Annotated in this window: 14 protein-coding genes and 1 tRNA gene; 12 read left to right on the top strand and 3 right to left on the bottom strand. The window is 33.5% G+C overall.

From position 1 onward, the window contains the following. The first annotated feature begins 35 nt into the window (after positions 1-35). From tuf to LB941_RS03695, 6 genes are all read left to right on the top strand, one after another. Complete coding sequence (gene tuf, locus LB941_RS03720) at positions 36-1,223, top strand: elongation factor Tu (RefSeq protein ID WP_253359581.1); 1,188 nt, start codon at positions 36-38, stop codon at positions 1,221-1,223. A gap of 343 nt (positions 1,224-1,566) precedes the next feature. Beyond that, on the top strand, positions 1,567-2,877 hold the full coding sequence (gene tig, locus LB941_RS03715; RefSeq protein WP_253359579.1) for a trigger factor: 1,311 nt from the start codon (positions 1,567-1,569) through the stop codon (positions 2,875-2,877). 156 nt (positions 2,878-3,033) lie between these two features. After that, positions 3,034-4,266, top strand: coding sequence for an ATP-dependent Clp protease ATP-binding subunit ClpX (clpX, locus tag LB941_RS03710; protein ID WP_253359578.1), 1,233 nt, complete (start codon positions 3,034-3,036; stop codon positions 4,264-4,266). A 166-nt stretch (positions 4,267-4,432) separates the two neighbouring features. Continuing rightward, positions 4,433-5,854 carry an NADP-dependent phosphogluconate dehydrogenase gene (gene gnd / locus LB941_RS03705; RefSeq protein ID WP_253359577.1) on the top strand — a complete coding sequence of 474 codons (1,422 nt, stop codon included), beginning with the start codon at positions 4,433-4,435 and terminating at the stop codon, positions 5,852-5,854. Positions 5,855-6,052: 198 nt separating this feature from the next. Then, positions 6,053-6,739, top strand: a complete 687-nt coding sequence (locus LB941_RS03700) for a response regulator transcription factor (RefSeq protein ID WP_253359576.1) — start codon at positions 6,053-6,055, stop codon at positions 6,737-6,739. Positions 6,740-6,767: 28 nt separating this feature from the next. Beyond that, positions 6,768-8,294, top strand: coding sequence for a HAMP domain-containing sensor histidine kinase (locus LB941_RS03695; protein WP_253359575.1), 1,527 nt, complete (start codon positions 6,768-6,770; stop codon positions 8,292-8,294). 156 nt (positions 8,295-8,450) lie between these two features. On the opposite strand, the gene yidC is transcribed toward LB941_RS03695, so the two are convergent. Together yidC and LB941_RS03685 are read right to left on the bottom strand one after the other, a co-directional pair. After that, a complete protein-coding gene (yidC, locus tag LB941_RS03690; protein ID WP_253359574.1) occupies positions 8,451-9,383 on the bottom strand; it encodes a membrane protein insertase YidC in 933 nt (310 codons plus the stop codon). A gap of 103 nt (positions 9,384-9,486) precedes the next feature. Then, entirely contained in the window at positions 9,487-9,762 is a 276-nt protein-coding gene (locus tag LB941_RS03685) for an acylphosphatase (protein WP_253359573.1), read from the bottom strand. Between the two features lie 125 nt (positions 9,763-9,887). Here LB941_RS03685 and LB941_RS03680 point away from each other — a divergent pair, with 125 nt between their 5' ends. From LB941_RS03680 to LB941_RS03655, 6 genes are all read left to right on the top strand, one after another. Then, positions 9,888-11,045 (top strand): hydroxymethylglutaryl-CoA synthase, encoded by a 1,158-nt coding sequence (locus tag LB941_RS03680; protein WP_253359571.1) that lies wholly within the window; start codon positions 9,888-9,890, stop codon positions 11,043-11,045. Between the two features lie 150 nt (positions 11,046-11,195). Beyond that, positions 11,196-12,083 carry an exonuclease SbcC gene (locus tag LB941_RS03675; protein WP_253359569.1) on the top strand — a complete coding sequence of 296 codons (888 nt, stop codon included), beginning with the start codon at positions 11,196-11,198 and terminating at the stop codon, positions 12,081-12,083. Beyond that, complete coding sequence (locus LB941_RS03670) at positions 12,076-13,086, top strand: hypothetical protein (protein WP_253359567.1); 1,011 nt, start codon at positions 12,076-12,078, stop codon at positions 13,084-13,086. Before LB941_RS03675 ends, LB941_RS03670 begins: the two co-directional genes overlap by 8 nt. Positions 13,087-13,089: 3 nt before the next feature. Further along, on the top strand, positions 13,090-13,551 hold the full coding sequence (locus tag LB941_RS03665) for a hypothetical protein (RefSeq protein WP_253359565.1): 462 nt from the start codon (positions 13,090-13,092) through the stop codon (positions 13,549-13,551). 362 nt (positions 13,552-13,913) lie between these two features. Next, positions 13,914-13,987, top strand: a tRNA-Arg gene (locus tag LB941_RS03660). Positions 13,988-14,259: 272 nt separating this feature from the next. Further along, the gene (locus LB941_RS03655; RefSeq protein WP_253359563.1) at positions 14,260-14,889 is read left to right on the top strand and encodes an Lreu_0056 family protein; all 630 of its coding nucleotides are present in this window, start codon (positions 14,260-14,262) and stop codon (positions 14,887-14,889) included. Positions 14,890-15,056: 167 nt separating this feature from the next. On the opposite strand, the gene asd is transcribed toward LB941_RS03655, so the two are convergent. Further along, positions 15,057-16,142, bottom strand: a complete 1,086-nt coding sequence (gene asd, locus LB941_RS03650) for an aspartate-semialdehyde dehydrogenase (protein ID WP_253359561.1) — start codon at positions 16,140-16,142, stop codon at positions 15,057-15,059. Positions 16,143-16,166: the final 24 nt, after the last annotated feature.

Below are 16,166 nucleotides of genomic sequence, written 5' to 3'. Positions count from 1 at the left end.
GTTTTTCTTGCAAAATATCAGGAGGTTCGTTTTAAATGGCAAAAGAACATTACGAAAGAACAAAACCCCATGTTAACATTGGTACAATCGGCCACGTTGACCACGGTAAAACAACTTTAACAGCAGCTATTACAAAGGTTTTAGCTGAGAAAGGATTAGCTGAAGCTTCCGATTACGCTTCAATTGACGCTGCTCCAGAAGAACGCGAACGTGGTATTACTATTAATACTGCTCACGTTGAATATGAAACAGAAACACGTCACTATGCTCATATTGATGCTCCAGGCCACGCTGATTATGTTAAAAACATGATTACTGGTGCTGCTCAAATGGATGGTGCTATCTTGGTTGTTGCTGCTACAGATGGTCCTATGCCACAAACACGTGAGCACATCTTATTGGCTCGCCAGGTTGGTGTTGAATACATCGTTGTGTTCTTAAACAAATGTGACTTAGTTGATGATGATGAATTATTAGACTTGGTTGAAATGGAAGTTCGTGACTTGTTATCAGAATATGATTTCCCTGGTGACGATATTCCTGTTATTCGCGGTTCAGCTTTGAAAGCTCTTGAAGATGATGCAGATGCTAAGAAGCAAATCGAAGAATTAATGAAGGTTGTTGACGAATACATCCCAACACCAGTACGTCCTACAGATAAGCCATTCTTGATGCCTATCGAAGATGTATTTACAATTACTGGTCGTGGTACAGTTGCTTCAGGCCGTATTGATCGTGGTGTTGTTAAAGTTGGTGACGAAGTTGAAATCGTTGGTTTGAAGGAAGATGTTATTAAAACAACAGTTACTGGTGTTGAAATGTTCCGTAAGACCCTTGATGAAGGTGAAGCTGGTGATAACATCGGTGCCTTACTTCGTGGTGTAGATCGTTCACAAGTTGAACGTGGCCAAGTTTTAGCAAAGCCAGGTTCAATCCAAACACACAAGAAGTTTAAGGGTGAAGTTTATATCTTGACAAAAGAAGAAGGCGGACGTCATACACCATTCTTCTCAAATTACCGTCCACAATTCTACTTCCACACAACTGATGTTACTGGTGTTATTGAATTGCCAGAAGGTGTAGAAATGGTTATGCCTGGTGATAATGTAACATTTGAAGTTGAATTAATTGCTCCAGTTGCTATCGAAAAGGGTCTTAAATTCACAGTTCGTGAAGGTGGCCGTACTGTTGGTGCTGGTGTCGTTTCAGAAATCGACGATTAAGATTTTTGTGATTTATCTTAAGGAGTCTGGGGAAAAGTCCCAGACTCTTTTTTATCTTCAAATATTTGATAATGGCGGATAAATGCGCGCTAAAGGCAGCTACTATGATTAAACCTGTAATCTAGGGGATTCCAATCTCAATTATTTGATTTATGACTTTAATGCTCGGTAGCTAATTGCTTCTTGTTCCGCTCTTTTGATATCTTTTATAAGGATGAAGGTTAAATATTTTGAAAAAAACAAAATTTTAGACTATAAACATTTACAAATAGCGTTTTCTAAGGTACACTAACTTAGTATGCAATTGCGAAATTGTAGAAAACATTTGCTCGGAGGGAAAATAATGTCTGTAAAATGGGAAAAAAATGAAGGGACAAACGAAGGAAAACTTACTTTCGAAATTGAACCCGCTAAAATCAAGGAAGGCTTAGACACTGCATTTAATCGTGTTAAAAAATCACTAAACGTACCTGGTTTTCGCAAAGGTAAAGTTCCTCGTCAAATTTTTAATAAAATGTATGGTGAAGAGGCATTATATGAAGATGCTTTGAATGCTGTTTTGCCAGATGCTTATGCTGCTGCTATTAAAGAAACAAGCATTAAACCAGTTGACCAACCAGAAGTTAACGTTGAATCAATGGAAAAGGATGCTGCATGGGTTTTAACTGCTAAAGTTACGGTTCAACCAGAAGTTGATTTGGGTCAATATAAAGAATTGGAAGTTTATCCACAAACAACAACTGTTTCAGATGAAGATGTAACAGAAGAATTGACAAAACGTCAACAAGCTCAGGCTGAATTAGTTTTAAAAGAAGATGCAGCTGCTGAAAAAGGCGATACAGTTGTGATTGATTTTGAAGGTAAGGTTGATGGCGTTGCTTTTGATGGTGGAACTGCACAAAATCATTCACTTGAATTGGGCTCAAATTCATTTATTCCTGGCTTTGAAGATCAACTTGAAGGTCATAAGGCTGGAGAAACAGTGGAAGTTAAAGTAACATTCCCTAAAGATTATCAAGCTGAAGATTTACGTGATAAAGAAGCAATTTTTACAACAGTTATTCATGAAGTTAAAACTAAAGAATTACCTGCATTAGATGATGAATTCGCTAAAGATGTGGATGAAGAAGTTGAAACTTTGGAAGAATTGAAAGCAAAGATTAAAGAAGAATTGAGTGCTCAAAAAAAAGAGACTGCTAAGTCAGCTATTCAAGAAGAAGCATTAGGATTAGCTGTTGCAAACGCAGAAATTGGTGAAATACCAACAGTAATGATTTCAGAAGACGTACATCGTCAGATGGATCAATATCTAGCAGGAATGCAACAACAAGGTATTAGTGCAGAAATGTATTATAAATTAACAGGTACTAGTGAAGATGACTTGCGCAAGCAGTTTGAAGATGGTGCACAAGACCGTGTTAAAACTGATTTAGTTTTGGAAGCAGTTGTTGCTAAAGAAAAATTAGAGGCTTCCGAAGAAGAAATTAATAAGGAAATTAAAAATTTGGCTACACAATATAACATGGATGAAAAAGCAGTTCGTTCTGCTCTATCTGACGATATGTTAAACCATGATATTTCTGTGCGTAAAGCAGTTGAATTAATTACAGATACAGCTACGCAAACACGCAAGCCAGAAGAAAAGAAAGATTAATTTCAAGTTATTCTAGCTTAATGAATAATCACGATGATAGGTGGTTCAGATACCTGTCATCGTTTTTTTGTTTAAGACTAACAATTAGCGTTTAGAGCTAATGTCTGTTAAAATGGACTTAATTACTATGAAACAATAATGTAGGGTGGTTTAGAAATGTACGAAAATACAGATAATAATAGCCCCGTAACTTGCTCATTTTGTGGAAAATCTGAGACGCAGGTCAATAGTATGATTTCAGGTCCTGGTGTTTATATTTGCAACGAATGTGTTGAGTTGGCGCAATCAATTATCCAAACTGAAACAAAAGCCCAAGTGGCTCGTGAATTAACTGATGTACCTACACCAAGAGAAATTGTTGATATTTTAAATCAATATGTAATTGGGCAGGATGAAGCCAAAAGAACGTTGGCAGTGGCTGTGTATAACCACTATAAGCGAATAAATGCAACATTAAAAGATGATGATGATACAGAACTACAAAAAAGTAATATTTGTTTAGTAGGTCCAACTGGCTCAGGGAAAACCTTTTTAGCTCAAAGTTTAGCGCGCATACTAAATGTTCCGTTTGCCATTGCTGATGCAACCACATTAACGGAAGCTGGATATGTGGGAGAAGATGTTGAAAACATTTTACTTAAACTTCTCCAAAATGCAGATTATGATGTTGATCGTGCACAACGTGGAATTATTTATATTGATGAAATAGATAAAATAGCTAAAAAAAGTGAAAATGTTTCAATAACTCGTGATGTTTCCGGTGAAGGAGTTCAACAAGCATTATTAAAAATTTTAGAAGGTACTATTGCTAATGTTCCACCACAGGGTGGTAGAAAGCATCCTCAACAAGAGTTTATTCAAATAGACACAACGAATATTTTGTTCATTGTTGGAGGTGCATTTGATGGTATCGAAAATATGGTTAAAAACCGTTTAGGTGATAAGACAATTGGTTTTGGTGTAGATTCAAAACAACAATATGATGAGTCAAAGAGTTTAATGCAACAAATAATCCCTGAGGATCTTTTAAAATTTGGACTAATTCCTGAATTTATTGGGCGCTTACCAATTTTGACAGCATTGGAAAAATTAACTGAAAAAGATTTAGTACGTATTTTAACGGAACCTAAAAATGCTTTGGTTAAGCAATATAAAAAATTGGTAGAACTTGATGGTGTTAAACTAGAGTTTGAAGGTGCCGCATTAAGTGAAGTTGCTCATTTAGCATTAGAGCGCAATACGGGGGCACGAGGGTTACGCTCAATTATTGAAAGTACAATGCGAGATGTAATGTTTGATATCCCAAGTAGGGATGATATTGCTAAAATAGTCATTACTAAAGCAACAGTTGACCGTAAAAAGGAACCCAAACTCATTTCAAAGAGCTAGGTTGAATGTTTAAGTTTAAAAAAAGATTAAAGCATATCTATTTTTATAGATATGCTTAGTCGTTATTAATCGTTATCTATAAATGTTATTTAATGTTTTAGTCTTTAATTTAGATGTTTTCTTTGGTATGATTACTAAGGTTAGATAATTAACGGGAGGTTTTGAAATGAACAAACCACAAATTGGTGTTATAGGAATGGCTGTAATGGGTAAAAATTTGGCTCTAAATATCGAGAGCCGTGGATATTCTGTTGCAATTTTTAATAGAACTGGTTCTAAAACAGAAAAGGTTGTTGCAGATCATCCAGATAAAAAGTTATTACCAAGTTATACAATTAAAGATTTTGTTGAATCGCTTGAAAAGCCAAGAAGAATCATAATGATGGTTAAAGCTGGAGCAGCAACTGATGCTACCATTAAACAACTACTTCCTTTTTTGGAAAAAGGGGATGTTTTAATAGATGGCGGAAATACCTTTTTTGAAGATACAATCCGTCGAAGTGAAGCCTTAGATAACTCCGGTATTAATTTTATTGGAATGGGTGTCTCGGGTGGAGAAAAAGGTGCATTAGAGGGCCCATCATTAATGCCAGGTGGTCAAAAGGAAGCATATGATTTAGTAGCTCCTATTTTGCAACAGATTGCTGCTAAAGCTGATGATGATAAAGCTTGTGTAACTTATATTGGACCAAATGGTGCTGGCCATTATGTTAAGATGGTGCATAACGGAATTGAATATGGAGATATGGAATTAATTGCTGAAAGTTATAGCTTATTACGCAATCTATTAGGACTTTCTGTTAAAGAAATTGCTGCAATTTTTGAGGAATGGCGCTCTACAGAATTAAATAGCTACCTAATTGATATTACAGCTGACATTTTGACACGTAAGGATGATTTAGGTTCTGGCAAGCCAATTGTAGACATGATTTTAGATCGTGCTGGTAATAAAGGAACTGGAAAATGGAGTTCACAAAGTGCGTTAGAATTAGGTGTACCACAGTCATTAATTACAGAATCTGTTTATGCTCGATACATTTCAGCGTTTAAAGATGAGCGTGTAGAAGCAAGTAAAGTATTAGCTAAACCAGTTTTTAATAATAAGTCATTAGACAAAAAAGAGTATATTGAAAAAATTCGACAAGCATTATATTTTAGTAAGATTATGAGTTATGCGCAAGGTTTTGAACAATTACGCGTAGCATCAAAGAAATATGATTGGAATTTAAAATTTGGTGAGCTAGCAATGATTTGGCGTGAAGGATGTATTATTCGTGCACAATTCTTGCAAAAAATAACTGATGCTTTTGAGAATAATGAAAATCTAAAGAATTTAATGTTGGATGATTATTTTAATGATATCACAGCTAAATATCAAGACTCTGTTCGTGATATTGCAGCTTTAGCAATTAAAGCTGGCATTGCTTGCCCGGCATTTTCTTCAGCAATTACGTACTATGACCAATATCGTTCAGCTGTTTTACCTGCCAATGTAATTCAAGCACAACGTGATTATTTTGGTGCACATACGTATGAAAGAACTGATAAAGATGGTATATTCCATTATGAATGGTATCATGAACAATAAAATGATTTGAATATTAAAAACGATGACTTATTTACATGAATAAATCATTGTTTTTTATTGTAAAAGAATTCTTTTACCGCAATGAGTACTAATTCTTTATAGGAAAAAGTGTCATAAAATGTTAAAATTGCAAATGTAAGCAAAAAAATGTAATATTATGAAGTTATTAAATGATATTTTATATAGGAGGATACATAAATGAGTAAAATTCTAATTATCGAAGACGAAAAAAATCTAGCTCGTTTTGTCGAATTGGAACTACAACATGAAGGTTATGATACACGTGTATGTAAGAATGGTCGTGAAGGACTTGAAGTAGCATTGGAACAAGAATGGGATGCTGTTTTATTAGATCTTATGTTACCAGAACTAAATGGATTGGAAGTTTGTCGTCGTGTGCGTCAAGTTAAAAACACACCAATTATTATGATGACAGCACGTGATTCAGTTATAGATAGAGTTTCTGGTTTGGATCATGGTGCAGATGATTACATAGTAAAACCATTTGCAATTGAAGAATTATTAGCGCGACTTCGAGCAGTACTACGTCGTGTTGATTTGGAGAGCGAGCAAAATTCTTCAAAACAAACAACTGTTACTTATCGTGATTTAACAATTGAAAAAGAAAATCGAGTTGTACGTCGTGGCGATGAGATTATTGAGTTAACTAAAAGAGAGTATGAATTGTTATTGGCATTAATGGAAAATGTAAACGTCGTTTTAGCGCGTGATGTCTTGTTAAAAAAAGTCTGGGGTTATGAAACACAGATAGAAACAAATGTAGTAGATGTTTATATTCGTTATCTGAGAAATAAAATTGATAGACCAGGTGAAGATAGTTATATTCAAACAGTTCGTGGTACTGGATACGTAATGCGTTCGTAATATGATTATGCAAGATGGTCAGATCAATATGAAAAAATTTGGGAAGAAAAAAGAGCATCATTTTTTATCTTTAAAGATGAAATGGTCTATAGGTACAGGTATAGGGGTGCTATTGATATTTCTAGTTTTTTCAGTATTGTTATATCAAAGTTTTTCAAGTTTATTGTTAAGACAAGAACAGCAGTATGCAGTAGATGCACTTTCAACAGCATCGGGGAAATTAGCTACTAACGATAGCGAATTAACTATAAAAGATGTTAAAGAAGATTTGAGTTCAAGCTTACAACAGGTTAAAACAACAGGAAAAACTTCTGCATTATATACTGATTCTGTCTTTGTAACTTTATCACGTAAGAATATTGGTGTTAGCGTCTATAATTTGTCTGGTGATGAGATTTTTGCTTCACGAAAGGTTCCAGTTAAATTTGATACTTCAAATTCAACTAGTGATCATTTAACAAGTGTTAATGGAACAACAGTTTTTGTTACTAGTAAAGCTGTTAAATCAAAATCAACTAACCAAATAATTGGATATATTCAAGTAACTAATCGATTAACCGATTACGATAACACTAAAAGAAAGTTAATTTTAATTTTTATCGTTTTTGGATTAACAGCAGCCCTTGCAAGTACAATGCTAGGATATGGATTATCTTCATGGTTGTTACGCCCTGTTGATTTATTGAATGATACAATTGGAAAAATTAATGAAGATGATAAAGAAGGCGATGCATTAGCGACAGTTCGTGTACCGGTTTTAAAACAACATGACGAATTATCAGAACTAAGTTTATTATTTAATGATATGCTTGATCGAATGCAACGCTATATAGAGCAACAGCAGCAATTTGTTGAGGATGTGTCACATGAATTAAGAACCCCTGTGGCAATTATTCAAGGCCATCTAGATTTGTTAAATCGGTGGGGAAAAGATGATCCTGAAGTTTTAGCTGAGTCGATAGCAGCTTCTTTGCAAGAAATAAAACGGATGAAGAGTTTAGTACAAGAAATGCTTGATTTGTCTAGAGCGGAGCAAGTCGAAATTCAGTTTGGACAAGAAAAAACAGATGCACGAGAAGTTGGCCTACAGGTCTTCAATAATTTTCAAATGATACACCCTGAATTTTCGTTTGTTTTAGACAATGATTTAAAACATAAAACAATTGTTAAAATGTATCGTAATCATTTGGAACAGGTTTTAATAATATTAATGGATAATGCTGTTAAATATTCACAAGAGCGTAAAGAAGTTCATATGACGATTTCTAAAAATAGTCGGTATGTAGAAATTGTTGTACAGGATTTTGGAGAAGGAATTTCACAAGATAATCTTGATAAAGTCTTTAATCGCTTTTATCGTGTTGATAAAGCACGGAGTAGAGATAAGGGTGGCAATGGATTAGGTTTATCTATAGCACGAAGATTAATTGAAGGCTATCATGGGAAACTTTCTGTTGAAAGTGTTATAGGTCAGGGATCTGTCTTTAGAATCTCTTTGCCGCTTTCAAGTGAGCAAGAAGAAAGTCAAACAATAAAAGATACAGAAAAAAATTAGAGTGTCACAAAAGGCAGTTAGTTAGAAAGTATTAATAGCGAAACTAGCTGCCTTTTCTGTATGTATTTTGACACCAAACATTTCAAGATAAATAAACAACGAGCCTGAGACTTATGTCTCAGACTCGTTGTTTATTTATCCTTGCAACTAAAAACATTAGTTGCGTTTTTGTTTACCAGAATTACGTTTGCGGTTATTGGCATGCATTTTCTTTGCATGTTCATTGGAAGTAGAAGTTATTGTGGCTTTTTTATTAGTTGGAACAGTAGGTGTGATTTCTTTAGGTGGATTTTTTTTCATTTCTTTTTCAATTCTTTTTTTAATCTGTGGACGCATCCTATTTATAAGAAGTGTTTGCAAACAAGCAAATATCCCACCAACAAAGAAATACAAACCTAACCCGGCTGGAGCGATGTAGGTCATAACTGCAAGCATTACAGGACTTGCAATCATCATGGAACTCATTTGTTTCTTTTGCTCTTCAGGTATTCCCTGTAAAGATAACCAACCTTGTAATGCATAGATTAAAAAGGTTAGTACAACAAATGTAAAACTACGATGACCGAGATTAATTCCATAAAAAGATGACTTAGATAATAAATCTGAATATTGAATAGCTGCATATAAAGCTGCAAAAATTGGCATTTGAATCAAAAGAGGTAAGCAGCCAATACCACCGGTCATTGAAATATTATTTTGTTTATATAAAGCCATCATATCTTGACTTACGGCAGCTTTTTCTTCTTGTGTTTGTGCTTCTTTTTGTCTTTTCTGAATTTTTGCTAATTGTGGGCGAATGGAACTCATTTTTTCCTGTTGAATCGTAGCCTTTTTTGATTGACTCAACATTACAGGCATTAAGACTAGACGCACGATAAAAGTAATAGCAATAATTGCCCAACCATAACTGTTACCATTGCCTCCCAACAGATTAGACAGCCAATCAATTATATGTTGGGTAGGAATTGCAAGATGATCATATATTATACCATATGGCTTACCACTTTTGGTTCTTTGTACACAACCACTCAAAAATAGTGATATAGTGAGAAAAATTGGAACCAAGGTAAGTAATTTCTTTTTTTTCATTTTTTATTTCCCTTCAAAATAAACTATCGATTATAACTATACTTTAAGTCAAGAAAATTTTCAATTAAGAATGGGAAAAGTAAGGATAAAGTTAAAAAAAAAATTAATAATAGACTACGTCAAATTTAGTAAAATTTTGGACAGGAATCGCTGTTATTTCGACATGATCCACCTTTCCAGAAGGAGAAGGTCCAGCTTTAACAGCACTTATAAATTGATATAAAATTTGTGTGGGTGCTTGTGCTTCTATATATACAGAGCCATCATTCATATTGCGAACAATACCAACAACACCTAACCTATCGGCTAAAATTTTTGTCATATAACGAAAGCCAACGCCTTGAACGAGGCCACTAACTTTAAGTTTAACTGCTTTCATAATAAAAAACCTCCTAAAAGTGTTAGTAAAGTTATAACTGCTACTATTTATATTATACTACCACATACTTATGAAAGTATGGCATAATAAAACTAGCTTTAAATCAGAATGTTAGGAGTTTAAATATGAAGATAGGCATTGATAAAATAGGTTTTTTTACATCAAATCTTTATGTTGATATGGCAAAACTAGCTGTTGCACGTAATGTAGATCCAAATAAGTATCTGATAGGAATCGGACAAACTAAGATGGCTGTTATTCCACCAACACAAGATGTTGTAACATTGGCAGCAAATGCAGCAAATAGAATTTTAACAGTTGCTGATAAAGAGCAGATTGATATGGTGTTATTAGCTACAGAGTCTGGAATTGATAATTCAAAATCAGCAGCAGCTTATGTGGCCAATTTATTAGGGCTAAATGAAAAGATACGAGTGGTTGAATTAAAACAAGCTTGTTATGGAGCTACAGCTGCACTTCAATTAGCGCGCACATATATAGCTGTACATCCAACAAGCAAAATATTAGTAATAGGTGCTGATATTGCAAGGTATGGACTTAATACACCTGGAGAACCCACACAGGGTGGAGGAGCGGTTGCTATGTTGGTGACCAAAGATCCTGCAATTTTGGCAATCGAGGATGAATCAAGTTATTTAACGCGAGATATTATGGATTTTTGGCGGCCGCTAGGTCATTATGAAGCACTGGTAGATGGTAAATACTCATCAGACGTTTATCTAGATTTTTTTAACACAGTGTTTACAGATTATAAAAGTAAAACAGGTTTAAAAACTGTTGATTTTTCAAGTTTATTATTCCATTTACCATATACTAAATTAGGACTTAAGGCACTGCGTTTAGCAGTTTCTGATTTAGATAAAAGAATAATTACGAAATTAAACGAAGAATTTGAAAATTCAAGAATATATAGTAAAAAAGTTGGTAATTTATATACAGGGTCTTTGTATTTAAGTCTTCTTTCTGTATTGGAAAATAGTCAAGATTTATTGCCGGGACAACGATTAGGTTTATTCAGTTATGGATCTGGAGCTGAAGGTGAGTTTTATAGTGGTATTTTACAATCAAAATTTAAACAACAATTAATTGGCCATAAAGAGCTATTAAAAAATAGAAAAGAAGTAACTGTGGCTGAGTATGAAAAAATATATAAGGCGACAGTAACATCACAAACAAACATACAACTTGATTATCAAAATGATCCAGCTACTTTTATTTTTTCAGGAATTGATAACAATAAGCGTCAGTATCTGCATAGATAGGTAAGTTAAAGCAATGGATCCTCTATCAGGCTTATTTTAAAATATTAAAATGTAATAATTTGATTATTTAATAAAATGTTTGTAGTATTAAATTAGAGAAAAGATATGTTTGTTATTATATAAACAATTTGGAAATAAGAGGAGATTAACATGGCGAATTCAAATCAATTTAGTTTATCTGATCATAATCAGGCAACGAAGACGCTGACTGATGCAGTAGTTAATAAGATAAAATACTTACAAGCTTTGGACGATGCTGTCAAGAAACAAGATGATCGTCTTGTTTATCAGTTGATTGATGGTGCTCGTTATGCACGCGAAATAATGCGTGCACGTCACGGAAATGCAGATGCTGAAAATGAAATGTTGATCAAAGATATTCATGCAGAACTTAGTGATTATTTGAGTGGTAAATTAATAGCATATCTGAAAGAAAAGTATCCTTTTTTTTATTTTGAAGAAATAGCTATTGGGCAATTTCAAATTTATTTTGGTAATTGGTGGGGGAGAAGAATGTTTGGTACGCTAGATGTATTAAATGTTAGTTTTAATTTTGACGAGATTGAATATCAAAAATTAACTCGATCATTTGCATTGGAAGCACAAAACAAAAGATTAAACAGCGATAAAATAAAACAAATTTCAGAGTCCAGTGATCGCTTACAGGCATTGATTGACAGTCAGGAAAAACGTGATTTAGAAAAAGAAAAAATACGTGGAGAAATAAAAAGGACTTCTCAAGAAAAAAGTGGTTTTTGGAAGGCTGCAGAACAAAAAGATGCTAAGCAAAGATTAGTTGGTGAATTGACTCATTTAGCAGAACTAGATGAGCAAGCCAATAGTGCTTATAGGGAAATTAGAGAAAATGAAGAAAGGGTTTTAGCGCTTTCAAAGGAAGATACTTTAATGGGTTACGAAAAGCAAAGTATAATAGCTAAGTTTAGCTCTTTTGCGGTTTTTGAAGAAAAAATAGAAACCTTATATCGTGATTATATAGCAAGTTTGATTGCTGCTAAGGGGGTAGATGCTGATGCATGAAGTTGATTTTGGTAGTACAACTGTTTTTTATCCCGGTGGACAGCAGAAAATAATAAACCAGTCGAATGCGTCTTTAAGTACTGCAGACCATTTAATTGAATATAATAAGCAACTAGAAAATAATTTGAATAAGGGTATTCGATTTACACGCATTTTTGAACGCTTAATCGAAACTAATGATACAGAAGAGTTACTTAAGGCCGTTTTAGAGTTAAGTCAATACAAATTGGATAGCACCTACTTAATATATCCAAAGCAGTATAGTAGCTCAGATTTCTATTTAATTTTTTTGAGTAGGCTATTACAATTACATAATAAGTTAGGGATGATACTGCAAGAAAATGTCCATGATAAAGAATTACATCATGAATTTGTTGGAATTAATCAAGATGGCTATTTTATTTTTAAACTGGATACACAAAATCCTGATGGAGCGTATTACTTTGAAAAAAACACCAGAGAAACTTTGTTCTACATTAATTTTACAAGACAGGTAATTAGCTTTAATAGTGAGGCTCTAACTAATCTTTTGGTTGTAAATTATGGTAATAAATATGATTTTAGTGTGATTAAGAAACTATCTATCTTCCTTTTGCAGATTGGACGTTTTTTCAAAGAAGATTTTGGCTATGATGTGGACTTTAATTATTTAGATCCATCTAACCAAGCTATTTATGAAATAGTTAATGATAAAATGCCTCAGTTTTCATTGGATAAGTTATTTATAAAAGCATCTCAGGCAGGATACATGCTTGTAACTAATACGCATAATGAGGCACAGTTGGATTTAAATGATGGTACCCGTCTCTTATTATTTAATAACGGTAGTAATTCTAAACAGATTGATGAGCAAGTGCAATGGGTTATGCAAGTACAGGATCCCAATAATCAGTTTTCGTGGCTGGATTTACTGTTTAGATATGAATTTTTACACGATTGGTATTTAGAAAATATCGAAAGTATTGGAATTAAGTCAAGTGATATATTTTATAAGGGAGCATAAATTATGCAGATGAGTAAAATGTTAGATATCACACTTAAATCGCCTCTAGATAGTTTATTTCCAATTAAGCAAGTTAATGAAAAAGAAATATTGGCCAGTATCTATTCTAATTTAAGTTGTAATCTATCACAGACAATGCTTATGCTTAAACAGAAAACTACAAATGAGATACTAGATCAATATTGCCAAACATTATATTGTTTTTTATGGATTGGAATTAAGCGAAATTGGTTACATAATTTGTTGATTGATGCTGAATTAGAAGAGAAAATACAGTCAAAATGGACAAGCCAATCGTACAATGTAATGTATTTGATTCTACAGCAACAGTTGAATAAAAGCTATTTTGAAAATAATATGAAGAGCTTTGAGCATGCATGGCACATCTTTTTAAAATTAGGGTGTGTTGATTTGAAGTTTAACTTTAAAGAAATAGAAGCAAATTATATAAAACTATTTGGGTAATATTAAAGTATTTTTGAATTAGTAAAAATACCATTGCAATAAGGAATATATAATATTCCCTTAATGCAATGGTGTTTTTTATATAGAAACATACCGACTTATTATTTTTTTAAATGTTGTGGCTGATATTTTTTTACATAAGTGATATAACTCTGAATTAAACTAGAAACAAATAAAATAGCAACAATTATAAAGAAAGATAGCATAATGATCACCTCTCATTGAATTAATGTTACATTATCATTACGATTATATTACTTCAATATTACTGAATAATCAAGAAATTTGTTGCATGTTAGCAGAGTATATAAAAAAGATTGACAGATGTATGTTAATACAATATAATAAATATCGTTGTTGATGGATCGGTAGCTCAGCTGGATAGAGCATCCGCCTTCTAAGCGGACGGTCGAGAGTTCGAATCTCTCCCGATTCATAATTAATAAAAGTATTAACTAACAAGCCTCAGATGTATGAAGTCTCAGGCTTTTTTTGTGTCTGAATATTTGGTGGCAAAAGTCGTGTTCTTCTCTATATAAACCGACAATTCAAACACTGGATTGGTTGTTTTACGATGTTAATACTGTTAGTTAATCGTTGTTGCCTACTATTGGCATTGTAAAAGTTACATTTTATTTAATGATGGATATATAATATAGAAGAGCAAATATAATTATTTTAAATAATTCTAAAGGGAGAATAGTTATCATGAAGTTAGTAATAAAGGGGATAGTTGGTTTAAGTATTTTGGGAAGTTTAGCTGGTTGTGGCAATCAAGGTACCAATAATACAGCTAAAACAGATGCGAATCAAAGTGTTTCCAAGAAGAAAACAAGTAAAAAGGTGCAGAAAAAAGTTAGTTCAAGCATTTTTTTAAGCAGTGAATCTTCAAGTAATAGCTCGAGTGATAGTTCGAATAATAATATAACAAGTTCATCAAGCAAGGAAACTGCTACAACAAGTTCAGTAAATGAAAAAACAGTTGGGGTCATGGTAGCGTTATTAGATAATCCAAATTGGTTTAAAGAATATATCCAAGAAGGTGAACTCTATTATGGTGTAGAGTCAACAAATAGTGATGAAGAATTACAAGGCTACAATTATATAACTGCAAATGGAGATCCAACAAGTTACATTTATTATAAAATTGATGGAGAAAGTGTAACATATAAGCAATGGATACCATCAAATTCTAGTGTTGCAGACGGACATATGGAAACTAAAGTGGCAACAGTTGAGCAATTAGAAAGTGATTATTACAGTAGTCAGGCACAAAAAAGTGAAGTGGATGGATATGCAAATAACTTAAAAGATGAAAGCAGTTATACTGCAAATTAAGATTGCATGTTCGATTATACAATAGTGATTTGGGCGAATTGTAAATAGTGTTAGGTAATCAAAAAGTCAATATTGAATAAGAAACTTTCTAGTAAATATCAATATAATTAAAAAGTTGCCAGTCCTAGTAAAGGACAAGCAACTTTTTAATTATATTATATGATTTTTTAATTGATATAACCTTGTGCTTTGAGAAGTTCAGCACATAAAACGGCACCACCAGCAGCACCACGAGCAGTGTTATGGGACAAGCCTACAAATTTCCAATCAAAGAGACTATCTTTCCGAAGTCGACCAATAGAGATGCCCATACCATTTTCGAAGTTGACATCTTTAGCAACTTGAGGCCGATCTTCTTCTTGCATATATTGAATGAATTGCTTAGGAGCGCTAGGTAGGTTAAGCTTTTGTGGTAGCCCACGATAGTTTTCTAAAGCTGTAATTAAATCTTTCTTTGTGGGATTTTGTCTGAATTTAACAAATGCAGTAGCTGTATGACCATAAAGAATAGGAACACGAATGCATTGACTAGTAATTACAGGACTTTGAGCTGGAATTATAGCATGTTTTTTTGAATCGACATGGCCCCAAATGCGTAGGGGTTCTTTTTCGGATTTTTCTTCTTCACCACTAATAAATGGAATAACGTTACCTATCATTTCAGGCCAATCATTAAAGGTTTTTCCTGCTCCAGAAATTGCTTGATATGTGGACGCAATAACTTCATAAGGTTCAAATTGCATCCATGCTGATAATGCAGGAGCATAACTTTGAATAGAACAGTTAGGTTTAACCGCAATAAAGCCCTTTGTAGTACCTAAACGTTCTTTTTGGTATTTAATAACTTCAAAATGTTCAGGATTGATTTCAGGAATTACCATTGGGACATCTGGAGTCCAACGATGAGCACTATTATTTGAAACAACTGGTACTTCAGCCTTAGCATAAGCTTCTTCTATTTTTTTAATTTCATCTTTAGCCATACTTACTGCTGAAAAAACAAAATCAACTTGAGAAGCTACTTTAGCTACATCATTGACGTCAAGAACAATTAAATCTTTAACAGCATTAGGAACTGGTTTTTCCATTTTCCAACGTCCGTTTACAGCTTCTGCATATGTTTTTCCCGCACTGCGTGGACTTGCTGCAATAGTAGTAACTTCAAACCAAGGATGTTCTTCCAACAAAGAAACAAATCTTTGTCCAACCATGCCAGTGGCGCCTAGGACACCGACCTTTAACTTATTACTCATCAAAAGTTCCTCATTTCCATGATA

This window comes from Ligilactobacillus ubinensis (assembly GCF_024160875.1).
GTDB classification, from domain to species: Bacteria; Bacillota; Bacilli; order Lactobacillales; family Lactobacillaceae; genus Ligilactobacillus; species Ligilactobacillus ubinensis.
Note: the sequence above shows the minus strand (reverse complement) of the source record. Positions and strands in the feature narration are given on the sequence as shown.